The organism is Ruegeria sp. AD9 (assembly GCF_056542305.1).
This window is the reverse complement of sequence record NZ_JBQFZP010000001.1, coordinates 101,318-124,048: the sequence shown is the minus strand read 5'-3', so window position 1 is coordinate 124,048 and position 22,731 is coordinate 101,318. Positions and strand designations below refer to the sequence as shown.

The following is a 22,731-nucleotide window of genomic DNA, read 5'->3' as shown; positions in this document are numbered from 1 at the left end:
GCAAGGTCCCGCCCATGACGGGAGGATGTCCATGCTGGGACAGATGATGACGCAGCCTTTGCTGATTTCGTCGTTGATTGATCACGCGCAGCGCTACCACGGCCAGACCGAGATCATCTCGGTCGAAACGGATGGAACAGTGACCGAAACCAACTGGTCCGAGATAGCCGTGAACGCCCGGCGTTTGGCGTCGGCCCTGACGCGGCTGGGTCTGGAGCCGCAGGACAGGGTCGCGACGCTGGCCTGGAACAATCGTCGCCATCTGGAGATCTATTATGCCACCTCGGGTGCGGGATATGTCTGTCACACGGTCAATCCGAGGCTTTTTCCTGAACAACTGACTTATATCATCAACCATGCTCAGGATCGGGTGTTGTTCTTTGATGCAACCTTCATCCCGCTGGTTGCCACCTTGCACGGTGCGCTGAGGGATGTTCGCCATTTTGTTCTGATGGGCCCCCGCAATGATGACGCCGCCGCACAGATACCCGACGTGAAATTCTATGATGAGCTGACCGAAACCGGTGACGCGGCCTTTGATTGGCCTGAACTGGATGAAAATACGGCCTCGGGGCTCTGTTACACCTCGGGCACAACTGGCCATCCCAAGGGGGTTCTTTATTCCCACAGATCGACGGTCCTGCATAGTTTCGCGTCGAATACGCGCGACGTGATCGGCTTTTCGGCGATGGATGTCGTGATGCCCGTTGTTCCTATGTTCCACGTTAATGCATGGGGGTCGCCTTATGCCTGTGCTATGTCAGGCTCGCGTCTGGTTTTGCCCGGCCCGGATCTGCATGGCGAGGCGCTGGTTAATCTGATCGACACCTATGGCGTGACGCTGGCCATGGGGGTGCCAACCATCTGGCAGGGACTGTTGGCACATGCCGCCAAATGCGGGACGAGCTTGAAAAGCCTCGAACGGACCGTGATCGGAGGAGCTGCTTGCCCGCCCTCGATGATGGAAACCTTCCGGAATAAATATGGCGTCGATACGGTCCATGCGTGGGGAATGAGCGAGATGAGCCCACTTGGTACGGCCAACTGCCCATTGGCCAAACATCTGGTGCTGCCGCTTGAAGAACAACACCTTATCCGTCTGAGTCAGGGCCGGCCTCCTTTCGGGGTTGAACTGAAAATCGTGGATGATGACGGAAAAGATCTGCCACATGACGGTGAAACGCAGGGCGATCTGATGGTGCGGGGGCATTGGGTGCTGGACAGCTATTTCCTGATGCAGGATCAGGATCTGTTGCAAGACGGTTGGTTCGCCACAGGCGATGTCGCAACGCTAGACGCCGATGGATACATGACCATTCGTGACCGATCCAAGGATATCATCAAGTCCGGAGGGGAGTGGATCAGCTCGGTCGAACTTGAAAACATCGCTGTTGCGCACCCGAAACTGGCAACTGCAGCCGTGGTCGGTGTTCCGCACCCGAAATGGGACGAACGGCCGTTGCTGGTCGCTGTAAGGGCCGAGGGGGAAAATCCAAGCGAAGACGAGGTTCTGGCCTTCTTCGAAGGGAAAATCGCCAAATGGCAGATTCCGGACAAGGTTGTCTTTGTTGACGCGCTGCCGCTGAACGCAACCGGAAAGGTGCTGAAACGCAACCTGCGTGCGGATTTCAAGGATGCCCTTGGGGGGTGAGACGCGATCTGGCGGGGTGAATTGGCTCCGGCGGTAGGGATCGAACCTACGACCAATTGATTAACAGTCAACTGCTCTACCGCTGAGCTACGCCGGAACGGTCCGCGCCGTATAGCAACCGGAGTATCCGGCGTCCAGAGGGCGGCCATCATTTTTTTCAACGAAAAAGCCTCAGAATACCGATGTGGTTTCTAACCCTGAAAAAGATTGAATATTGGGAAATTTTGGCTCCGGCGGTAGGGATCGAACCTACGACCAATTGATTAACAGTCAACTGCTCTACCGCTGAGCTACGCCGGAACTGAGGGGCGTATAGCAATCCGGATTCCCGGCGTCCAGAGGTTAAGCACGCGAACTTAAATTTTTTTTCGGGCGTCAAGGATCTCTGCGAAAAATTGCGGTGGCAGATAGTTCGCCGTGTGGTGACACCTGTTTTTTTCCAGTCAGATCAACGAGGTGGGCAAAAACGTTCCGCTCCGCGGCTGGCAGCAGGGTTGCGGGTGTGTCGGTGTAGATACGCTTGGCCAATTGCCGCGCCGTTCCGTCTGCATCCTCCAAGGCAGTCAGAATCTGAGCTTCGCGGTTTTGCCTGTGTCGGATCAGCCAGTCCAATCGCGCGGCAGGGTCTGAAATTGGCGCACCGTGGCCCGCGTGAAAAACCGACCAGTCGCGCGCGCGCAGGCGGTGGCAGGCTGTCATGAAATCGGTCAGGTCTCCGTCCGGTGGTGACACCAGCGAACTGGCCCATCCCATCACATGGTCGGCGGTGAAACAGGTATCCTGCCATGCCAGGGCAATGTGGTTTCCCAGATGCCCCGGAGTGTGAATAACCTCAAGCTGCCAGTCATCGCCAAAGATGACCTCACCATCCGCAACCTCGATATCCGGACGAAACGCGGTGTCGATGCCTTCGCCACCTCCGGCCAATCCACGCGCTGCAAGGGTCGCCATAACAGCGCTGCGACCGGATTCGGGACCACCAAACGCATAGATCGCAGCCCCTGTTCGCGCGGCAAGGGGTGCTGCCAAGGGTGAGTGATCCAGATGTGTGTGCGTGACGAGTATGTGGCTGATTCTCTGGCCAGGTCGCAGTTCATTCAGGATCGCGTTCAAATGCTCTTCGCTTGCGGGGCCGGGATCAATGACGGCAATGTCACGATCGCCCAGCAGATAGGTGTTGGTGCCGCGATAGGTCATCGGTGACGGGTTGGGGGCCAGAATGCGCCGAAGACCCGGTTGCAATTCTGTCGCAACACCAGCGGGTGGATTGAATTCGTCTGGTGCCTGCATTCTGTGCTCTTTCTCTTGTCCGGGCAGCCCGCTAGGTTTAGCGCATGTCCACGCACTGGCTCAAACCATATATGCCACGCAGCCTTTATGCCCGAGCAGCGCTGATTCTGGTTCTTCCTGTGATCGCGTTGCTGCTGGTTGTAGGAGTTGCCTTTCTTCAAAAGCATCTGGAAGATGTCACTGACCAGATGACGCGCGCAGCCTCAAGGGAAGTGATGCTGATCACCACCATGATGGACAGGGCCGAGACGCAGCACCAGGCCTTGGCCGAAGTGCGCCCGGATCTTCTGGCGCTGGAAATGCAGGCCAGATTTCTGCCCCCCAACGAAACTCCCAAATTAGATCGTCCACGGTGGTACGACTTCATAGCGCCGCAGGTCGAGGCCGAGCTTCGCGCAAGGTTGCCAGAGCTGAGTGCTGTTGCGTTGCCAAGCAGCCGCGAAGCGCGTCTGTACCTGGATTCGCATCTAGGGGTGCTGGAACTGACCTTCGACCGGCGTAGATTGTCGCCAGCGGCGCCGCATCAGTTGATCGTGACGATGCTGTTTTTCGCGATCATCATGACTTCGATTTCATTTTTGTACATGAGAAACCAGTTGCGCCCTATCACACGGCTGGCCGATGCGGCGCAGGCGTTTGGACGAGGGCGGAGCGTACCATACTCGCCGGGCGGTGCCATCGAAGTACGCGCGGCGGGGAATGCGTTTCTGGATATGCGATCACGGATCGAACGTCAGATCGAACAACGGACGCTGATGTTATCCGGCGTCAGTCATGACCTGCGCACGCCTCTGACGCGCCTGAAACTTGGACTGGCAATGTTACCCGAGGATGAGGCACGACCTTTGCTAAAGGACGTTGCGGAAATGCAGTCCTTGGTTGATGCATTCCTCGAATTCTCACGCGGGGCGTCCGAAGGATCGCCGGAGGAAATCAATCCGGCTGAGTTTGTTCGACAGATTGTAGATGACGCGACACGAGCCGGGCATCAAGCCGAACTGGTCGCTGTCGAGGGGCAGGGAACGGCAATGCTGCGCCCCATGGCTGTTCGTCGGGCCGTTGAAAACCTCATCGGCAATGCCGTGCGCTACGGCAGCCGGGCCGAGGTCAGCCTGTCACTGAACACCAAGTCATTGCGCATCCGTGTTGAAGATGATGGCCCTGGAATTCCCGCAGAGCAGCGCACAGATGCCGTCAAACCCTTTACGCGGCTCGACCCTGCGCGCAACCAGAATCAGGGCAGTGGCGTGGGTTTGGGTTTGGCAATCGTGGCGGATGTTGCAAGGGCCCATGGTGGCACCCTGAGACTGGCCAAAAGTGAACGCTTGGGCGGTTTGTGCGCGGATATCATTATTGGCCGGTAAACTGACACCTTTACCGGTTCAAACCTGCGCCAATTTGATTATTTGTGCGTCTGGATTCCCGCGACAAGACTTTGGAGCATTTCAGCAAGACCTGTCACCCAAGGACGCTTTGATCGAAACTGGAAATCTGCGAACTGGACCAATGCCTTTGAATTCGAACCGCGTTTGGACAGGTTGCACGGGACAGGATGAATGCTTGTTGTCAAAAACGCAAACAAAACCAGTGAGATGTGCGGGGTGTTCAAGGCAAGTGGCGGTGATTTGGTAGGCCCGGAGGGACTCGAACCCCCAACCAAAGCGTTATGAGCGCTCTGCTCTAACCAATTGAGCTACAGGCCCGCCTAGGCGCATTGCGTATCACGGTGAACAGCCGCGTCAAGCCTGACCGTTGCAACAAACGCCACAATCGAATAACCCGCCCGCAAAGCATTCAAAAGGAACTGGCCATGACAGCGGGCAAGAACGGAATCACCTATGCCGATGCAGGCGTGGATATTGACGCGGGCAATGCTCTGGTTGACCGGATCAAACCCGCAGCAAAGCGAACCAACCGCCCCGGCGTGATGAGCGGTCTGGGCGGTTTCGGCGCACTGTTCGACCTGAAAGCTGCCGGGTATCAGGATCCCATTCTGGTTGGTGCCACGGACGGGGTTGGTACAAAACTGCGAATTGCGATCGACACCGGCGTCGTGGACGGGGTTGGCATCGATCTGGTGGCCATGTGTGTCAATGACCTGATCTGTCAGGGGGCCGAGCCCTTGTTCTTTCTCGACTATTTCGCGACAGGCAAGTTGGACACAGACACGGCCGCGCGGATCATTGAAGGAATTGCCGAAGGGTGTGCACAATCCGGTTGTGCTCTGATTGGTGGCGAAACTGCCGAAATGCCCGGCATGTACCCTGATGGCGATTTCGATCTCGCCGGGTTCTCGGTCGGGGCAATGGAACGCGGCGCTGACCTGCCTTCTGGGGTTCAGGCGGGGGATGTGCTGCTTGGTCTGGCGTCGAACGGAGTGCATTCCAACGGGTATTCACTGGTACGTAAACTCGTCGAACTGTCTGGTCTGGGCTGGGATGCACCGTGCCCCTTTGGTGAAGGTTCATTGGGCGAGGTGCTGCTTACGCCGACGCGCCTTTATGTCAAACCGGCCCTGTCCGCGATCCGCGAAGGTGGCGTTCACGCGCTGGCCCATATCACCGGTGGCGGTCTGACCGAGAACCTGCCGCGCGTATTGCCGGATGGGTTGGGGGCCCAGATTGATCTGGGCAGTTGGCAATTGCCGTCTGTTTTCAGCTGGATGGCGCAGACTGGTGGTATCGCGGAAGCTGAGATGCTCAAGACCTTCAACTGTGGCATCGGTCTGATCATGGTGTGCGACCCGGATAAGGCCGATCAGCTTTCGACCTTGCTGGCCGAGGCTGGCGAGACGGTGGCGCAGATTGGTACTGTCACCGAAACGCCCGGAGTTGCCTATTCGGGCAAACTGCTGTGAGCCACAAGCGCGTCGCGATCCTGATTTCGGGCGGCGGGTCCAACATGGTGTCGCTTGTCGACAGCATGACCGGTGATCATCCGGCGCGGCCCTGTTTGGTCCTGTCCAACGATGCGCAGGCGGGCGGGCTAAAAAAAGCTGCGGACCGTGGCATTCCGACCGCAGTGGTCGATCACCGGCCATTCAAGGGCAATCGCACAGCCTTTGAGGCTGAGTTGCTGAAGCCCTTGGAAGACGCGCGGCCGGATATTGTCTGCCTGGCCGGGTTCATGCGGGTCCTGACCGCGGATTTCGTAACCCGCTTTCAGGGGCGAATGTTAAACATCCACCCTTCATTGCTGCCCAAATACAAGGGGTTACACACCCACGCCCGCGCAATTGAAACGGGCGATACGGAACATGGCTGCTCGGTCCATGAGGTGACAGCGGCGCTGGACGATGGCCCGATTCTGGGTCAGGCGCGTGTGGGTATCGAACCAGCGGATACCCCGGAAACTCTGGCTTCAAAAGTTCTGATCCGGGAACATGAACTTTATCCAGCGGTGCTGCGCCGCTTTGCCGAAGGCAACAGGTCACCCGTTCTCATGCCGTGAGGTTCCGAGGGTGATTTACACTCGCCTGAAAATCGTCCTATGGTCGTCGGTATCGCTTGGAGGCGAGGGAATTTACGGGTACTCACAAGAGCAAGAGCAAAACTAGTACGGCGCATGAAAACTCTGACGACGACGCAAGAACTGGCCGATTTCTGCAAGGCGGCCGCAAGCTATTCATATATCACAGTCGATACCGAGTTTCTGCGCGAGCGGACCTATTATTCGAAACTGTGCCTCGTGCAACTGGCGCTTCCCTCTGATGATGAAGACAGCGCGGTTCTGGTTGATCCGCTGGTTGATGGCCTGTCTCTCGAACCGCTGTATGAGCTTTTCCGAAACGAGAACGTGGTCAAGGTGTTCCACGCCGCGCGTCAGGATCTTGAGATATTCTGGGTCGAGGCCGGTGTGTTCCCCAACCCGTTGTTCGACACACAGGTCGCCGCGATGGTCTGCGGGTTTGGTGAGCAGGTCGGCTATGAGACGCTGGTGCGGAAGATCTGCAAACAGGGCGTCGACAAGACTTCGCGGTTCACCGATTGGTCCCGCCGCCCTTTGACAGAGGCGCAGAAAACATATGCACTGGCGGATGTGACGCATCTTCGCAGGATCTACGAATATCTTTCCGCGGAACTCAAGAAGACGATGCGCAGCCACTGGGTGGCTGAAGAGCTGCGTACGCTGACGCAGCCTGCCACGTATGACATTCGTCCCGAAGAGGCCTGGAAGCGGGTCAAGACGCGAACGAATTCGGCCAAGTTCCTGGCTGTTGTACGCGAGCTGGCGCAGTTCCGCGAAAGGTATGCGCAGGAACATAACGTGCCGCGCAACCGGGTGTTCAAGGATGATGCCTTGATCGAACTGGCGTCGACCAAGCCCAAGACAGTCGCCGATCTCGGTGGATCACGCCTTTTGCTGCGCGAGGCGCGCAAGGGCCCGATTGCCGAAGGTATTCTTGCTGCGGTGACGAAGGGCACAAATTGTCCGCAGGAAAATCTGCCGAAGATCGACAATTCCCGGGATAACCTGAAGGTCAACCCGGCTTTGGCCGACTTGCTTCGGGTTCTGCTGAAATCCAAAACTGAAAGCTCAGGCGTTGCGGCCAAGCTGATCGCAACAAGTTCCGAATTGGACCAGATTGCCGCTGGCGAACGAGAACTGCCCGCGATGTCGGGATGGCGTTACGAGGTCTTTGGGGAAGACGCACTAAAGCTGTGCGAGGGGAAAATCGCGCTGGCGGCCAAAGGGCAGGCGGTCAAGGTCGTCTCGCTTTAGCGGCGATTACCGCCGCCGCGATTCCAAAGTATTCTGTTGCCCGACAACACGGATCAGACGAATGCCTTCAAGATCCTGGGTCGAGACATTAATGGCATCCGACACCATTCTTGTTCGTTCAGATCCTTGCGGGGTATCTGTGCTGGGGTAATTCACGCGGAATACAAACTCCAGAATTCCCTTTTCTTTGTTTTCTTCTGAATTAACCGAAACCAAGCGTGCGTTATAGGCACCCTGCCGAAGCGCGGTGCCAGAGGAATAGATGATCGCGCCCGACGGAATTGGCTCGATCCGCAGCTCATCGATTTTGGCGATTGGAATGCTGGTATCTTCGGCGTCTGGGCGCGAAAACAGGCCTCTTCCCTCTCTTGTCTTGGGAACCAAAGCATCGGCGGCATTTGGGTCCGACGGCGTTTCAGACTTCACAGACCGGCTGGAGCCAAACCAGTTTGACGGATTCACCCGCGAGTCGCGCCAGCTGCCGCAGGCAGTCAGGGTCAGCATGGCGATGATAAGAACGGACAGAGACTTTTGCATGGACCCACTGCTTTTCACACGAATTCAGACAATGGGTTAGCGTATATTCTTCGCGTTGAAAAGCCACAGCTGGGGCTGGACAGCAGGTGGTCGTCGGCATAGGTCACATTGTGATTTCAACGAAAGGATCACTGCGCCATGGCCACGCCTGCCTTTGAAGACATTGTCGAGGATTTCGAGTTTCTCGAAGACTGGGAAGACCGGTATCGCCATGTCATCGAACAGGGCAAGGCGATGGAGCCTTTGGATGACGCGTTGAAAGTTCCGGCGACAAAGGTTCACGGCTGCGCCAGTCAGGTCTGGCTGCACCCGATGATCGAAGCAGGCGTGTTCAAGTTTGATGGCGACAGTGATGCACTGATCGTTCGCGGGCTGATCGCCGTGCTTCGGTCCCTATACAACGGGCTGCCGGTGTCCGAGGTGCCTCAGGTCGATGCGGCAGCGGAACTGGCCCGATTGGGCTTGAACGATCATCTGTCAGCGCAGCGGTCCAATGGTCTGCGGGCCATGATTGAACGCATCCGCCAGGTCGCGCAGGAAAACGCCTGAGGTCACTCGGGGCGGTTTGCCCAGTCTGACAAAGTGGTTTCCAGATCGCCGTAGCCGGTGAAACGCCGTTCGAACGCCAATCCCATGCGGTCCGCGCATTCCCGTGCGCGTTCGGTCAGTTTCGGATCGTCGATCTGGGCCTGATAAATCAGTTTGGTGTAATTGCCGAAATACATGTCCCGCAGTTCCGGGTGGCGATCCAGACCCAGTGGTTTCCAGACAAATGCGTCGAACTGGCGGGCCAGAAAATCAGTCAGGTAGAAGGCAGTTGTTTCGTCCTCGCCGCGTTCCTGAAAGGCCTGATTGCCTTCGAAGAACGAATAGCAATGAGGGCCTTTTACCATCTCGACGCCCAGTTTTTCACAAGCGGATTGCAGCAGACCTCCGGTTCCGCAATCGGCGTAAACCACATAGATTTTTTCGAACCTGTCGCGGTGTTTGGCCACGCTGTCTTCAACTGCTTGGGTGATCCGTTCCGGGTGAACATGCAGGATTGCAGGCAGGCAGGTCAGCGCCATGTGATCCCAGCCGTTGCGCGTTTTGATATCCAGAATTTCGCGCGCAAGCGCCCCACAGGCGATCAGCAGGATGCTTGCGTTTTCCACGCCGTCATAGCCTTTGGTCGTCAGGCTTGCATCATCTGGTAACGTATCGCTTGGCATGGATCGGCATCCTTATGGGCTCATGGCACAAGAGAATGAAAATAGCTTGCAGGCAAGCCTTCTTCCGACATCTCGTGTCAGGCTGCCGACGTTCGTGTTTCGAATGCCGATAACAGAGGCCGAGCGGGTGGGCCGTAGGCGACAGTACCTTGCTTTGATATCTCGGGGAACAAGGACAGGATCTCTTGTCGGGCTGACTGTTCAAGGGCGTTCCAGCTTTGGGCACCGGGATGAAAGCTCTCGCTCAGGCAGCCTTCCGACCAGAGCAGCTCATGCTGATCAAACAGAATGTGAATGTAGGTTACGACCCCGCCGGGTTTGAGGATGATGTCATGTCCGTTGATCAGGTGTTTGGCGGGGGCCAGTGCTTCGTTTTGGCCGGTATGCAGTTCCAGGCGCCAGCTCTGGATCAGCATCCTGTGTTGCTGCGACACCAGCAGATCGCGGGTGTTCCCAAGCGCGCCTGCCTTGAACAGGACCGGCGCGAACACGCCAACCGCCTGAACCCGCCGCTGCCCGACCCAGCGCACCGTTTGAAACCCGTGATCAAGGGTTTCCACCCAGTCGCCGGGGCGCAGCGTTTCCACTGGGCGTTCCCCTTTGCGGGTTCTGATCAGCGTGCCAGAGGTAAAGCAGGGGACCAGATCCCAGTCTTCACGGCTGGACACCATGCCTGAATATCGATTGCCAGCAAGGCTGTTGAAGGTGATCGAATGTATAGGCCCCGCTTCCAGAGCGGCTTGATCTGCATTGGCCGAGAACTCAGGCACCAAATATGTGTTGCCATCCACATCCTGCGCGACAACGGCAGTAATGTTTGCACTTGTGCCGTCGAAATAAGTGACGGTGGCGTGGTACACTGATGTGCCATCAAAGGTTTGCGGCGCGCCGCCGTCGATCGAAAACCGATCATTGGCAGATATGTTGTTCATGTCATAGGCAGAGCCGGGGTTTCCTACGGCGCTCCATGTCACGCTGTTGTGCGATAACGGCGCGTCCGTGTGACCGAAGGTTTGCCCAACAAGCGCGGAGGCGTTTTCAGCGACGTAATTGCCCTCAACATGATCGATATCGGCGAGTTTGCCCAACGAAATGGCTGTGAATGACTGCGGCACGGAACCCCGGAAACTTGGACGTTTCGGTTTTTAACCGCACTTTCGTTTACAATCGGATAATCAAGACGCCTAAGGACGGAGGCGGTGTAATAAAACGAAAAAGACCGCCCAAAATGGACGGCCTTTCAAGAAAAACCTGAGTGGTCTTAACCAGCCAGTTGGTTATGTTTGCGGCCCACGAAATCCTTGGCGGTTTCCACTGCGACAGCAGCGTCACGGCAGTAGGCGTCTGCACCGATGGCTTTGCCGAACTCTTCGTTCAGCGGCGCGCCACCGACCAGAACAATGTAGTCATCGCGCACGCCCTGTTCGACCAGGGTGTCGATAACGACTTTCATGTAAGGCATCGTGGTTGTCAGCAGGGCGGACATGCCCAGAATGTCGGGCTGTTCCGTTTCCAGTGCTTCCAGATAATTCTCGACAGGGTTGTTGATTCCCAGATCGACAACTTCGAAGCCTGCGCCTTCCATCATCATCGACACAAGGTTCTTGCCGATATCGTGGATGTCGCCCTTCACGGTGCCGATAACCATTTTGCCAACACGCGGAGCACCGGTTTCAGCCAGCAGCGGCTTGAGGATCGACATGCCGCCTTTCATCGCGTTGGCCGCCAGCAGAACCTCAGGTACAAACAGAATGCCGTCGCGGAAGTCATGGCCCACAATGGTCATGCCGCCAACCAGAGCTTTGGTCAGGATGTCATACGGCGTCCATCCGCGTTCCAGCAGGATATTGGTGCCTTCTTCGATCTCTTCTTTCAATCCGTCATAGAGATCGTCGAACATCTGATCGACCAGTTCGTCATCATTCAGTTCGGACAGGACGATATCTTCTTCGTCGGACATGGGGTATTCCCTGTGCTGGGCGGGCCATCGGCCCGTGGTGGCATTTTTTCCGTTTTGGCCAAAACGTCGCATTCTGACTGTGACGATTGCGACGTTGGTCGTTTCGGGACCGACCTATATGCCAAAAATGGCACCGGCTCGATTGAAAAGTCTGCAATATTATCCTGTTTATTTTTCATCTGTGCGTTCCTGTTTCTTCGAAGGGTTGGCTTGCACAGGTTTTGTTTCAGGCTTATCGTACAAGAAGAACAAATAGGGAACAAATATATCGTGAGCATCGGGTATGTCGTCAAGGCAAGGGGGGTGGCGTCCAATACTGCTGGGCGGTTTGAACGGTTTGCAACGCAGGCTGTTGATGACGGGTGGGACATCGATGAAGACTTGCCGCCCCTGCGAACCGAGACGCGGGATGAGGTGGCGCGCAGTGCCATCACCTTTAACCGTTCACCTGATTTGCCTTTTGATCGTTCGATCAACCCATATCGGGGGTGTGAGCATGGCTGTGTCTATTGTTTCGCCAGACCAAGCCACGCCTATCTGGGCTTGTCCGCAGGACTGGATTTCGAAACCCGCCTTGTTGCGCGCCCCAACATGAGCGTTGTTCTGCGCAAGGAACTGTCGGCGAAGTCCTACAAGGTCGCCACGCTCGCGATCGGGACAAACACCGACCCTTACCAGCCCATCGAAAAAAACCGCCTGATTACAAGGTCGTGCCTTGAGGTCTTGCAAGAATTCAACCACCCGGTCGCAATCGTGACCAAAGGAGCATTGATTGAGCGTGATCTGGATATTCTGGCTGACATGGCTAGCCGGGGATTGGCGCGGGTTGGTATATCGCTCACCACGCTGGATGCAGGTCTGTCCCGGCGGATGGAGCCCCGCGCACCGTCTCCGGCGCGTCGGTTGCAGACGATCAAAGCGTTGACCGATGCGGGCGTTCCGGTTCGCGTAATGACCTCGCCTATTGTGCCTGGGCTGACAGATCATGAGTTGGAGAACCTGTTGGACTCTGGAAAAGAGGCGGGCGCAGATGCGGCAAGCTGGATCATGTTGCGATTGCCCCGCGAAGTATCTCAGCTTTGGCAGGACTGGCTGGCAGAGCATGAACCCGCCCGTGCAGAAAAGGTCATGTCCAAGCTGCGCGAAATGCATGGCGGGCGGGATTACGACCCGCGCTGGGGGCACAGGATGCGGGGTGAAGGGGAATATGCCGAGCTCATCGCCCTGAGGTTCGCTAAAACCTGCAAAAGACTGGGGCTTTCTATAAAATCCGCTCCGTTACGATGCGACCGGTTTGCAGTTCCGCCGCAACCCGGGGATCAAATGAGCTTGTTCTGAAACCAAACGCCGAACCGTCCGCTGCTTCAGTATCGAAAGCAAAAGACCCCGGTTTAACCGGGGCCTTCTGGATTGATTGCGAACCCTAATGGATTAGCGGTTTTCGATGTCCACGTAGTCGCGCAGCGTCTCACCCAGATACAGCTGACGCGGACGGCCGATCTTGTTCTGTGGATCTTCAATCATCTCTTTCCACTGGCTTACCCAGCCAACGGTCCGTGAAAGTGCGAAGATTGGTGTGAACATTGAGGTCGGGAAACCCATCGCCTCGAGGATGATACCCGAATAGAAGTCAACGTTCGGGAACAGCTTTTTGTCGGCGAAATACGGGTCTTCCAGCGCTTCACGTTCGAGCTCTTTAGCGACCTGCAGTTTCGGGTTGTCTTCAATGCCCAGAAGATCCAGAACCTCGTCGGCCGACTGCTTCATCACCTTTGCGCGTGGGTCAAAGTTTTTGTACACGCGGTGGCCAAAGCCCATCAGGCGGAACGGGTCGTTCTTGTCTTTGGCACGGGCGATGAATTCGGGAATGCGATCTACGGTGCCGATCTCTTCCAACATTTCCAGACATGCCTGGTTGGCGCCACCATGGGACGGCCCCCACAAGCAGGCAATACCAGCGGCGATGCATGCAAACGGATTTGCGCCCGATGACGACGCCAGACGCACGGTGGACGTTGACGCATTCTGCTCGTGGTCTGCGTGAAGCGTTAAGATACGGTCCATCGCGCGGCTGAGGATCGGGTTGACCTCATATTCTTCGGCAGGAACGCTGAAACACATGCGCAGGAAGTTCGACGCATAATCCAAGTCATTGCGCGGATACACGAAGGGCTGCCCCGTGTGGTATTTATAAGCCCATGCGGCGATTGTCGGCATTTTGGCGATCAGGCGATGCGAGGCGACCTCGCGCTGATGCGGGTCCGCGATATCGGTCGAATCGTGATAGAAGGCCGACATTGCGCCGACAACACCGACCATAATGGCCATGGGATGCGCGTCGCGGCGGAAACCACGGTAGAAATACTGCATCTGCTCATGCAGCATGGTGTGGCGGGTGATCGTGGTTTCGAATTTCTCCAGATCTTTTGCGACCGGCAGCTCTCCGTAGAGCAGCAGATAGCAGACCTCAAGAAAGTGCGATTTCTCTGCCAGTTGGTCGATCGGGTAGCCACGGTGCAGCAACTCGCCTTTTTCACCATCGATAAAGGTTATTGTGCTGTCACAGCTTGCGGTTGAAGTGAAACCGGGATCATAGGTGAATACCCCTGCCTGACCGTAAAGCTTCCGAATATCAATGACATCCGGACCGGCGGTCGGGGTATGAACCGGCAACTCATACTCTTTGCCGTGAACGGTCAGAGTGGCTGTTTTGTTGCTGTCTGTCATGGTTATCCCTTCTTCATTCATACGCATGCCAAAGAAACCTCGGGCAGTGCGGGCAACGACTGCGCGCTTTCGCGCAGTCCGGGTGTTAGCGGAGCAGCGTTACCCGTTTATGAAATTCGGGTTATTTCGCTGCTTCTGAAAGCCGCGCCAGGGTTTCATCCCGTCCCAGCACAAGCATCATGTCAAAAACCGAAGGCGTGACGGCCCGACCAGCCAAGGCGGCCCTGAGTGGGCCAGCCAGCTTGCCGAACGTGAGCTCCTTTGACTCGGCAAAGGAATTCAGGGTCTCCTCCAGTTCGTCTCGAGACCAGCTAGCATTTTGCAACTGCGGCGTCAATTCTTCCAGTATACCGTCGGATACAGATGCCAGCGCCTTTGCGGCTTTCTCGTCGGGAACGATTGGGCGTTCCGTCAAGGCAAAGTGAGCCTTTTCAAGGAGTTCAGGAAAAGTCCGCGCCCGATCCTTGAGGCAATACATCGCACGTTCCAAATCACTCGATTGTGAATCTGTCAGGGGTGGTAAAGCAGCTGCGGCCAGGTAGGCTCCGATTTCATGCCGCAACGCAGCATCCTCAGAAATGGCGATGTGTTGACCACACAGGTTTTCCAGTTTTTTCAGATCAAACCGGGCAGGGCTTTTGCCGATGCCGTTCAGATCAAACCACTCCTTTGCCTGTGCATCAGTAAAGAATTCATCGTCACCATGGCTCCAGCCCAGACGGGCCAGATAGTTGCGCATCCCGGCGGCGGGATAGCCCATGGCCTGGTATTCCTGCGCGCCAAGCGCGCCATGGCGTTTGGACAGTTTCTTACCGTCTGGCCCGTGGATCAGCGGAATATGGGCCCAGACCGGAACATCCCAGCCCATCGCCTCGTAAATCATCATCTGGCGCGCCGCGTTATTGAGGTGATCGTCGCCGCGAATGACATGGGTAACACCCATATCATGATCGTCGACCACCACCGCCAGCATGTAGACCGGTGTCCCGTCGGAACGCAGCAAAACCATGTCATCCAGTTGGTCGTTGCGAATGGTCACGTTGCCCTGAACCTGATCGCGGATAACTGTTGTGCCGTCCTGCGGAGCCTTGATGCGAACGACAAATGGCAGGTCGGGATGTGCTGAAGGATCAGCGTCACGCCAGGGGCTGCGGAACAGGGTCGACTTGCCCTCGGCCCGTGCCTGTTCACGAAAGGCGGCAATTTCGTCCTGCGTCGAGAAGCATTTATATGCCTTTCCCTCGGCCAGAAGCTGGTGCGCGACTTCAGCATGCCGGGCAGCTCCTTCGAACTGGCTGATTACATCGCCATTATGGTCCAGTCCCAGCCATTCCATGCCCTGAAGGATCGCGGCGGTCGCCTCGGGGGTCGAGCGTTCCCGGTCGGTGTCTTCGATCCGCAGCAGGAACTTTCCACCACGTCCGCGGGCGTAAAGCCAGTTGAACAATGCGGTGCGCGCGCCACCGATGTGCAGAAAACCTGTGGGCGAGGGGGCAAAACGTGTGACGACCTGTTCGGACATGTTGAGGATTAACCTTTTGGTAACCGTATCTGGCATAGTTTGACGCCTGTCTAACGAGCCCGAAGGACGGGGGCAACCATGCGTGTTCTTGCACGGGTCGAGGCCGCGCTGCTGCACCAGACAGGTTACCTGTTTCCGTGGACGCCAGTCATGCTGGCAACGGGGATCGGTCTCTATTTCGGTGCCCGGAGCGAGCCCGGCTGGCCGGTATATGCAGGTCTGTCGTGCTTGTTCCTGGCTCTTTTTGCCTTAAGCCGCCGGCTGCCACCGGGGGTGGGAACGTTAGCGACCGGGGGGGCGCTGATTGCGGTCGGTGTAATACTGGCAGGTACTCGCGCCCATATGGTGGCAGAACCGGTTCTGTCCTGGCGGTACTATGGCCCTGTCGAGGGGAGGGTCGTCGCCATGGATCGGTCTGCCTCGGATGCGTTGCGGTTGACGCTCGATCAGGTGCGCGTAGGGGACGTACCGAATGAGCGCAGGCCGCGACGCATCCGTCTTTCTGTTCATGGCACGACAGACCCTTTTGCGCCTGGCCAACGGATCATGACCACAGCGCATCTTTCGCCGCCGCAGGGCCCGGTTGAACCTGGCGGGTTCGATTTTCGTCGCCATGCCTGGTTTCAGGGGTTGGGTGCGGTCGGGTATACCCGCGTTCCTGTTTTGACGATTGCGCCAGCCAAAGACGGTATTGGCGGTGTTCGGATTACCGCAATCCGAATGGCGATATCGCGGCGAGTGAAACAAATCCTGCCCGGAGAAATCGGTGGGTTTGCTGCTGCCGTCACCACAGGTGATCGCAGTGGTATGAGGCAAGAGACGCTCTTGTCCCTGCGCGCGTCGAACCTGGCGCATTTGCTTGCCATTTCCGGACTTCACATGGGGTTACTGACGGGTTTTGTTTTTGTGGCCTGTCGCATTGGTTTGTCACTGATCCCCTACGTGGCATTGAGGCTACCTGTTCGAAAAGTTGCGGCTGTGTTCGCGCTGATCGCGGCAACGCTCTATTTGCTGTTGTCCGGCGGGAATATCGCAACCGAACGCGCCTATGTCATGGTCAGTGTCATGCTGGGGGCCGTGTTGATCGACAGGCGTGCGATTTCATTGCGTGCGGTTTCTGTTGCTGCGCTGATCGTTCTGGTTCTTTGGCCCGAGTCGCTGCTTAGCCCAGGGTTTCAGATGTCCTTTGCCGCAACGACAGCATTGGTCGCCGTCTTCGGTGCATTGCAAAAGGTGGGTCCGTTACCGGGCCCGAATTGGTTAAAACCGATTGCTGGCGTGGTTATGTCCTCGGCGATAGCCGGGCTTGCCACGGCCCCAATTGGCGCTGCGCATTTCAATACGATGTCTCACTATGGACTGTTGGCGAATCTGCTGTCCGTGCCCGTGATGGGCCTTGTTGTTGTACCAGCGGCAGTTATCGCCGCACTGGCGGCCCCATTTGGGTTGGAGGCTGTCCCGCTGACCGTAATGGGCTGGGCTCTGCATTGGATCCTGTGGGTGTCAAACTGGGTGTCACATCTCGGCGGTGCTCAGGGTTTTGTAGTCAGTCCGTCCTGGTATGTATTGCCACTTGTTGCTGTTGGGGCTTTGTGGCTGGCCTTGTGGCAAGGGCGGGCGCGTTGGTACGGGGTCGGGCCCGTCATTCTTTCATTTTTGCTTTGGAATTCGGGCCACAGGCCAGATGTTCTGATTGCAGAAAACGGGGGGTTGGTCGGCGTGATGACCTCTCAGGGTCGGGCCCTGAGTAAAAGCAAAGGCAGTGGGTTTGTCGCCAGCGTCTGGCTGGAGAATGACGGTGACGGTGTTGATCAGATTGCGGCAGCAGGCCGATGGCCGGATAGCAGCACCGTTCAGCGATACCCTTATCAGGATATGGAAATCATCCATATTTCGGGCAAAAAGGCCGCGCGCGCGTTCGACGAATGCAAACACAACCAGATCATTGTTTCGACGGTCGCGCTGCCCCTTGCGGGCGCGTGCGCCATCTTCGATCCGGATCACCTGAGCGAAACCGGCAGCCTGTCATTGTCGGACGGAAAGCTGACTTCCAGCGCAGAACTGACAGGCCAACGGCTCTGGTCCCCGAAGCCCGCAGGGGACCGTCGTTTAAAGCCGGGTCAATAGGTGCGGATCAGACCGACTAGGCGACCCTGAACCTTGACCATTTCTTCGGGAAGAACGCGCGTCTCATAAGCCGGGTTGGCCGCTTCGAGTGCAATAGCGTTGCCGCGGCGGAAAAAGCGTTTCAGCGTCGCTTCCTGATCTTCTACCAGTGCAACCACGATATCACCGTTATCAGCAGTCGCGGTTTCGCGGATGACGACCACATCACCGTCATTGATGCCCGCGTCGATCATCGAGTCACCGCGAACCTCAAGCGCATAGTGCTGGCCTTTCCCGGAAACCATGGGGCCGGGGACCGCCACGTGATGTGACACATGACTGATCGCTTCAATAGGGACACCCGCCGCGATCCGGCCCATCACCGGCAATTCCAACGCGTCCACCGCAACCGGTTCAATATTGGCCGGGCGGGGGCCTTTGGGCCGGTCACCTTCGATCACGCGGGGTGAAAATCCGGCAGTTGGTTCACCGCCAAGGCTTTCAGGAAGTTTCACAATTTCAATCGCGCGGGCACGATGCGCGAGGCGACGGATAAAGCCGCGTTCCTCCAGCGCAGTGATCAGCCTGTGGATGCCGGATTTCGACCGCAGGTCAAGCGCGGCCTTCATTTCATCGAAACTGGGCGGAACACCGTCCGCCTGCACGCGTTTTTGGATGAATTTCAACAAATCCAATTGCTTCTTGGTTAGCATTGCTCACACCTCGTCGCTCATGCGTTTTCTTTTGTTCTACGCATGTTCACGTTTTGTGTCAATGAATTTGGGCGAAGTTCAGATCGGCAGGTATCGAACCGTTTCCCCGGCCTTGCGGGCGGGGTCGTTCGGGGGACGGACCAAAAGGGCGTTTGCCTGCGCCAGAACGCTGAGCAGAGAGCTGTCCTGATCTGCACAGGCCTGGATACCCGTTTCGCTTAGAACCGCACGCATGTAATGCTCGCGCGGGCCGTTTTGTGACAGTGGTTCGGTCAACCGGGCAGAGCGAAAGGGTGGCAGAACCATTTCCAGCCCCAGCATCCGGCGCACCATCGGGGCAAGGAACAGATAGCCACAGACCATCGCGCTGACCGGGTTCCCCGGAAGCCCGACCATCGCGGTGTCACCCATGCGACCAGCCATCAGAGGTTTTCCGGGGCGCATTCGGATCTTGTAGAAAGACCGATCCATCCCCAGCCCCTGCGAAACGTCAGACACAAGGTCGTAGTCCCCAACCGACGCACCGCCAATCGTCACAACGAGATCGGCCCCTCGTGCCAGGTGAAAAGCCGTTTCAAGTGATGAGACCGTGTCCCGTGCAATCGGAAGGACACGAACCACAGCACCGAGCCCCTCAAGCAATGCCCGCAGTCCAAACGTGTTTGACGCGATAATCTGGTCCGTTCCCGGTTCTTCGCCGGGCATGACAAGTTCGTCGCCGGTCGAGATCAGGGCAATGACGGGTTTTCGAGAAACCGGGACCCGCGCGATATTCATTGCAGCCATCAGGGCAATGTCTTCGGCGCGGATCAAACGCGGTGCCGTGATGGGGGTCCCTGCCATAAAATCCACACCGGCAGGGCGGATGTTCGTTTTGGGGCCGGGGTCGTCTGTGATTGTGATCAGATCGCCACGCCGGTCGGTATCTTCCTGAATCACAACGAAATCCGCGCCCTCGGGAACCGGAGCGCCGGTAAAGATACGCACGGCCTGACCGGGGCCCACCGAGCCGTCGAAACGACGACCCGCAGCGGATTCGCCCACCACTTTGAACATGGCATGAAGCTCGACTTCGTCGGCTTTGACGGCATAGCCATCCATCGATGATGCCGCAAATGGCGGCTGGTCGCGCGTTGCCACAACCTCGTGCGACAGAACACGTCCCGCAGACTGGGCCAGAGCAACCTGTTCCGAAGGTAGAGGGCCGACAAGATCGAACAGCAGGGCGCGCGCTTCTTCGACGGTAATCATTTCGCCTCGTAACGCCCTGATTTTCCGCCGTCTTTAAGACTTACATGAATACCGCCAATTTCCATCGCTTTGTCGACGGCTTTGGTCATGTCGTACACAGTCAAGGCCGCGGTGGAAACGGCGGTCAGGGCCTCCATCTCAACTCCGGTTTGACCTGACGTTTTGACCGTTGCTTCGATCTGAACTCCCGGCAGATCCGGGTCGAGGGTCAGTTCAACGGCAACCTTAGTTACTGGCAAAGGATGGCAGAGCGGGATTAGATCCGGCGTCTTTTTTGCACCCATGATGCCGGCCAGGCGGGCAACGCCCAAAACATCGCCCTTAGCAGCGCGTTGTTCTGAAATGATTTCATAGGTTTCCGGTGCCATCTTAACGTGACCCACAGCCACGGCTATACGATCTGTGACCTCTTTGCCCGAGACGTCGACCATGTGCGCCTGACCTTGAGCATCGAAATGGGTCAGCGGCATCACATCACTCCGGGGATAAGCGGATTGGACAGGATGTGGCGGGTGGCCGCTTCGACATCGTCCTGGCGCATCAGGCTTTCGCCGATCAAAAAGCACCGGGCGCCATAGCGCGCAATATCCCGCAAATCTTCTGGCGTGCCCAACCCGCTTTCGCACACGATAGTACGGTCTGCCGGTACCAGTTTGGACAAGCGCCGAGTCGTATCAAGAGTGGTTTCGAAGGTCTTGAGATTGCGGTTGTTTATGCCGATCAAAGGACTTTTCAGTTGGGCTGCGCGTTCAAGCTCGGCTTGGTCGTGAACCTCAATCAGAACGTCCATCTCCCAATCGAAAGCGGTTTGTTCCAACTCGGCTGCCTGATCATCGCTGACGGATGCCATGATGATCAGAATACAGTCGGCTTCCAAAGCACGTGCCTCGACCACCTGATAAGGGTCATACATGAAATCCTTACGCAAAGCGGGCAGAGATGTCGCGTTACGCGCTTGTGTTAGATATTCCTTGGCACCCTGAAAGCTCGGCGTGTCGGTGAGCACGGACAAACACGTAGCACCGCCTTCTTCATAGGCCTTGGCCAAGGCAGGCGGATCAAAATCTGGCCGGATCAAACCCTTGGAGGGGCTGGCTTTCTTGACCTCGGCAATCAGGCCGTAACCTTGCCGGGACGCAGCTTGAAGAGCTGCGGCAAACCCGCGGGTTTCCGAAGCGGCGCGTGCTTCACTTTCCAGAGTTTCCAAGGACTTATGAGCCTTGTCTGCTGCGATCTCTTCCAGTTTGTAGGCTTTGATCTTGTCCAGAACGGTTTCGGTCATGCGGCCTCCTGAGTCTTGGCGGCCAAGGCCGTGATTTTGTTTTTGGCTTCACCGCTGTCGATGCTCTCGGCGGCCATGGCCACGCCTTCGCGCAGATCACTTGCAGCATCGGCGACAACCAATGCGGCGGCAGAGTTCAGCAACACGGCGTCACGATACGCTGACCGAGCGCCGTCCAGCAGCGCACGAAATGCGATGGCATTTTCTTCAGGGGTTCCGCCGAGGATGTCTTCGAAAGGGTGCACGGGCAGGCCAGCATCCTCGGGGTGCAGCTCGACCTCTTTGATCACGTCATCTTCTAAAGCGGCGACCCAGCTGATACCGGTGATCGTCAATTCGTCTGTCCCGTCTGATCCGTGCACCAGCCACGCGCGATCTGACCCCAGCAAGCCTAGTGTTTCAGCCATGGGGCGGATCAACTCGCGGCTAAAGGCGCCAGTCAGTTGCCGTTTGACACCGGCAGGGTTGGTCAGTGGGCCAAGGATATTGAAAATCGTGCGCGTTCCCAGCTCCTGCCGCGAAGGCATAACATGCGCAATGGCCGGGTGATGCATCGGCGCCATCATGAATCCGATCCCGACATCTTTCAGAGCACTTTCAACGACTTGCGGGCCAACCATGACGTTGATGCCCATTTGACCCAATGCATCCGCTGCGCCTGATTTGGAACTTAGGTTGCGGTTGCCGTGTTTGGCGACTGTCACGCCAGCGCCTGCGACGACAAAGGCCGTCGCGGTCGAGATATTCAGAGTACCTTTTCCGTCCCCGCCCGTGCCAACGATGTCGATCGCCCCTTCGGGCGCCCGCACGGCATTGCACTTGGCGCGCATGACAGCCGCGGCCGCGGCATATTCATCTACCGTTTCCCCCCTCGTGCGCATCGCCATCAACAGCCCGCCGATCTGGCTTGGCGTGGCTTCGCCGTTGAACAGGATGCCAAAGGCAGTCTCGGCCTCTTTACGGGTCAGCGGACGATCGGCGGCTGCTCCGATCAACGGTTTCAGCGCGTCGCTCATGCGGGGACTTTCAGTTCTTGCAGGAAGTTCTTGAGAAGTGCGTGACCATGCTCGGAAGCAATCGATTCAGGGTGGAACTGAACACCGTGAATAGGCAGTTCCTTGTGTTGCAGTCCCATGATCGTGCCGTCTTCCAGCTCGGCTGTGATCTCAAGACAGTCGGGCAGCGTCTCGCGCTCGACCACCAGCGAATGGTAGCGTGTGGCTTCAAAGGGCGATGGAAGGCCAGCAAAGACGCCTTTTCCCGTGTGGTGCATGATGCCCATCTTGCCATGCACAATTTCGTGGCATCTAACAACCTTGCCACCGAACGCCTGTCCGATGGTCTGATGCCCAAGACAAACCCCCAAAAGGGGCGTTTTAGTCTCGGCCGCGGCTTCGGTCAGAGCTAGACAGATGCCCGCCTGATCCGGGTCGCAGGGGCCGGGGCTTAGCAAGATGCCAGCCGGGTTCATGGCCATTGCTTCCTGTACATCCAGCGCATCATTGCGGCGAATGACCATTTCGGCACCAAGTTCGCCCAAATAATGTACCAAATTGTAGGTAAACGAGTCGTAGTTGTCGATCAGCAGCAGCATATGGGCACTTATCTTCGCTTGGGCATTTCGGGCTGGCGATGCAACCCCGGGCCACGGTATAATGTCCGCACATACATGCTCAGGCTTGGGCGGCAGCGTCAAGAGGACATACGGTTTCTGACGCCTCCAATTGACCGAGCGCCACACCAGATGGCGCAGAGCAGG

At 57.2% G+C, this 22,731-nt stretch carries 21 protein-coding genes and 3 tRNA genes; 8 read left to right on the top strand and 16 right to left on the bottom strand.

Annotated features, from left to right (window positions below; all coding sequences use genetic code 11):
- Positions 1-31 precede the first annotated feature (31 nt).
- Positions 32-1,651, top strand: a complete 1,620-nt coding sequence (locus tag ACR0AM_RS00585; protein ID WP_480621846.1) for a long-chain-fatty-acid--CoA ligase — start codon at positions 32-34, stop codon at positions 1,649-1,651.
- 22 nt (positions 1,652-1,673) lie between these two features.
- Here ACR0AM_RS00585 and ACR0AM_RS00580 read toward each other — a convergent pair.
- The 3 genes from ACR0AM_RS00580 to ACR0AM_RS00570 all read right to left on the bottom strand — a co-directional run bounded on the left by ACR0AM_RS00580 (position 1,674) and on the right by ACR0AM_RS00570 (position 2,941).
- A tRNA-Asn gene (locus tag ACR0AM_RS00580) sits at positions 1,674-1,748 on the bottom strand.
- Between the two features lie 128 nt (positions 1,749-1,876).
- A tRNA-Asn gene (locus tag ACR0AM_RS00575) sits at positions 1,877-1,951 on the bottom strand.
- A 75-nt stretch (positions 1,952-2,026) separates the two neighbouring features.
- The gene (locus tag ACR0AM_RS00570) at positions 2,027-2,941 is read right to left on the bottom strand and encodes an MBL fold metallo-hydrolase (RefSeq protein WP_480485516.1); all 915 of its coding nucleotides are present in this window, start codon (positions 2,939-2,941) and stop codon (positions 2,027-2,029) included.
- A gap of 44 nt (positions 2,942-2,985) precedes the next feature.
- Here ACR0AM_RS00570 and ACR0AM_RS00565 point away from each other — a divergent pair, with 44 nt between their 5' ends.
- Positions 2,986-4,305, top strand: coding sequence for an ATP-binding protein (locus ACR0AM_RS00565; protein ID WP_480621845.1), 1,320 nt, complete (start codon positions 2,986-2,988; stop codon positions 4,303-4,305).
- A 262-nt stretch (positions 4,306-4,567) separates the two neighbouring features.
- Here ACR0AM_RS00565 and ACR0AM_RS00560 read toward each other — a convergent pair.
- A tRNA-Ile gene (locus ACR0AM_RS00560) sits at positions 4,568-4,644 on the bottom strand.
- Between the two features lie 107 nt (positions 4,645-4,751).
- Here ACR0AM_RS00560 and purM point away from each other — a divergent pair.
- The 3 genes from purM to rnd all read left to right on the top strand — a co-directional run bounded on the left by purM (position 4,752) and on the right by rnd (position 7,663).
- The gene (gene purM, locus ACR0AM_RS00555) at positions 4,752-5,798 is read left to right on the top strand and encodes a phosphoribosylformylglycinamidine cyclo-ligase (RefSeq protein ID WP_480553629.1); all 1,047 of its coding nucleotides are present in this window, start codon (positions 4,752-4,754) and stop codon (positions 5,796-5,798) included.
- Complete coding sequence (gene purN, locus ACR0AM_RS00550) at positions 5,795-6,391, top strand: phosphoribosylglycinamide formyltransferase (RefSeq protein WP_480553627.1); 597 nt, start codon at positions 5,795-5,797, stop codon at positions 6,389-6,391. Before purM ends, purN begins: the two co-directional genes overlap by 4 nt.
- Positions 6,392-6,505: 114 nt before the next feature.
- On the top strand, positions 6,506-7,663 hold the full coding sequence (rnd, locus tag ACR0AM_RS00545; RefSeq protein WP_480553625.1) for a ribonuclease D: 1,158 nt from the start codon (positions 6,506-6,508) through the stop codon (positions 7,661-7,663).
- 6 nt (positions 7,664-7,669) lie between these two features.
- Here the strand turns inward: rnd and ACR0AM_RS00540 are convergent, their stop codons facing one another.
- Positions 7,670-8,200, bottom strand: a complete 531-nt coding sequence (locus ACR0AM_RS00540; RefSeq protein ID WP_480553623.1) for a hypothetical protein — start codon at positions 8,198-8,200, stop codon at positions 7,670-7,672.
- A gap of 138 nt (positions 8,201-8,338) precedes the next feature.
- Between ACR0AM_RS00540 and ACR0AM_RS00535 the strand changes: the two genes are divergently transcribed.
- Positions 8,339-8,749 carry a SufE family protein gene (locus tag ACR0AM_RS00535; protein WP_267367543.1) on the top strand — a complete coding sequence of 137 codons (411 nt, stop codon included), beginning with the start codon at positions 8,339-8,341 and terminating at the stop codon, positions 8,747-8,749.
- 2 nt (positions 8,750-8,751) lie between these two features.
- On the opposite strand, the gene ACR0AM_RS00530 is transcribed toward ACR0AM_RS00535, so the two are convergent.
- From ACR0AM_RS00530 to ACR0AM_RS00520, 3 genes are all read right to left on the bottom strand, one after another.
- Positions 8,752-9,411 carry a DUF1638 domain-containing protein gene (locus ACR0AM_RS00530; RefSeq protein WP_480480760.1) on the bottom strand — a complete coding sequence of 220 codons (660 nt, stop codon included), beginning with the start codon at positions 9,409-9,411 and terminating at the stop codon, positions 8,752-8,754.
- Between the two features lie 77 nt (positions 9,412-9,488).
- On the bottom strand, positions 9,489-10,526 hold the full coding sequence (locus ACR0AM_RS00525) for a Hint domain-containing protein (RefSeq protein ID WP_480621844.1): 1,038 nt from the start codon (positions 10,524-10,526) through the stop codon (positions 9,489-9,491).
- A 146-nt stretch (positions 10,527-10,672) separates the two neighbouring features.
- A complete protein-coding gene (locus ACR0AM_RS00520) occupies positions 10,673-11,371 on the bottom strand; it encodes a corrinoid protein (protein WP_209503809.1) in 699 nt (232 codons plus the stop codon).
- A 270-nt stretch (positions 11,372-11,641) separates the two neighbouring features.
- On the opposite strand from ACR0AM_RS00520, the gene ACR0AM_RS00515 reads away from it, so the two are divergent.
- Positions 11,642-12,709 carry a PA0069 family radical SAM protein gene (locus ACR0AM_RS00515; RefSeq protein ID WP_480621843.1) on the top strand — a complete coding sequence of 356 codons (1,068 nt, stop codon included), beginning with the start codon at positions 11,642-11,644 and terminating at the stop codon, positions 12,707-12,709.
- A 93-nt stretch (positions 12,710-12,802) separates the two neighbouring features.
- Here ACR0AM_RS00515 and gltA read toward each other — a convergent pair whose 3' ends face one another.
- Positions 12,803-14,098 carry a citrate synthase gene (gltA, locus tag ACR0AM_RS00510; RefSeq protein WP_480472976.1) on the bottom strand — a complete coding sequence of 432 codons (1,296 nt, stop codon included), beginning with the start codon at positions 14,096-14,098 and terminating at the stop codon, positions 12,803-12,805.
- A gap of 121 nt (positions 14,099-14,219) precedes the next feature.
- Positions 14,220-15,620, bottom strand: coding sequence for a glutamate--tRNA ligase (gltX, locus tag ACR0AM_RS00505; RefSeq protein WP_480622072.1), 1,401 nt, complete (start codon positions 15,618-15,620; stop codon positions 14,220-14,222).
- 78 nt (positions 15,621-15,698) lie between these two features.
- Between gltX and ACR0AM_RS00500 the strand changes: the two genes are divergently transcribed.
- Entirely contained in the window at positions 15,699-17,747 is a 2,049-nt protein-coding gene (locus ACR0AM_RS00500) for a ComEC/Rec2 family competence protein (RefSeq protein WP_480621842.1), read from the top strand.
- Here the strand turns inward: ACR0AM_RS00500 and lexA are convergent.
- The 6 genes from lexA to ACR0AM_RS00470 form a co-directional block, all read right to left on the bottom strand.
- Positions 17,741-18,439 (bottom strand): transcriptional repressor LexA, encoded by a 699-nt coding sequence (gene lexA, locus ACR0AM_RS00495; RefSeq protein WP_480621841.1) that lies wholly within the window; start codon positions 18,437-18,439, stop codon positions 17,741-17,743. The two genes, ACR0AM_RS00500 and lexA, sit on opposite strands and share 7 nt — an antisense overlap.
- A 78-nt stretch (positions 18,440-18,517) precedes the next feature.
- A complete protein-coding gene (locus ACR0AM_RS00490; protein ID WP_480621840.1) occupies positions 18,518-19,690 on the bottom strand; it encodes a molybdopterin molybdotransferase MoeA in 1,173 nt (390 codons plus the stop codon).
- The gene (moaC, locus tag ACR0AM_RS00485) at positions 19,687-20,160 is read right to left on the bottom strand and encodes a cyclic pyranopterin monophosphate synthase MoaC (protein WP_209596413.1); all 474 of its coding nucleotides are present in this window, start codon (positions 20,158-20,160) and stop codon (positions 19,687-19,689) included. Before moaC ends, ACR0AM_RS00490 begins: the two co-directional genes overlap by 4 nt.
- Complete coding sequence (gene trpC, locus ACR0AM_RS00480; protein WP_480621839.1) at positions 20,160-20,972, bottom strand: indole-3-glycerol phosphate synthase TrpC; 813 nt, start codon at positions 20,970-20,972, stop codon at positions 20,160-20,162. The genes moaC and trpC overlap by 1 nt, the downstream gene beginning before the upstream one ends.
- Positions 20,969-21,988, bottom strand: a complete 1,020-nt coding sequence (gene trpD / locus ACR0AM_RS00475; RefSeq protein WP_480553611.1) for an anthranilate phosphoribosyltransferase — start codon at positions 21,986-21,988, stop codon at positions 20,969-20,971. Before trpD ends, trpC begins: the two co-directional genes overlap by 4 nt.
- Positions 21,985-22,566, bottom strand: a complete 582-nt coding sequence (locus ACR0AM_RS00470; RefSeq protein WP_480472961.1) for an anthranilate synthase component II — start codon at positions 22,564-22,566, stop codon at positions 21,985-21,987. The genes trpD and ACR0AM_RS00470 overlap by 4 nt, the downstream gene beginning before the upstream one ends.
- Between the last annotated feature and the right edge of the window lie 165 nt (positions 22,567-22,731).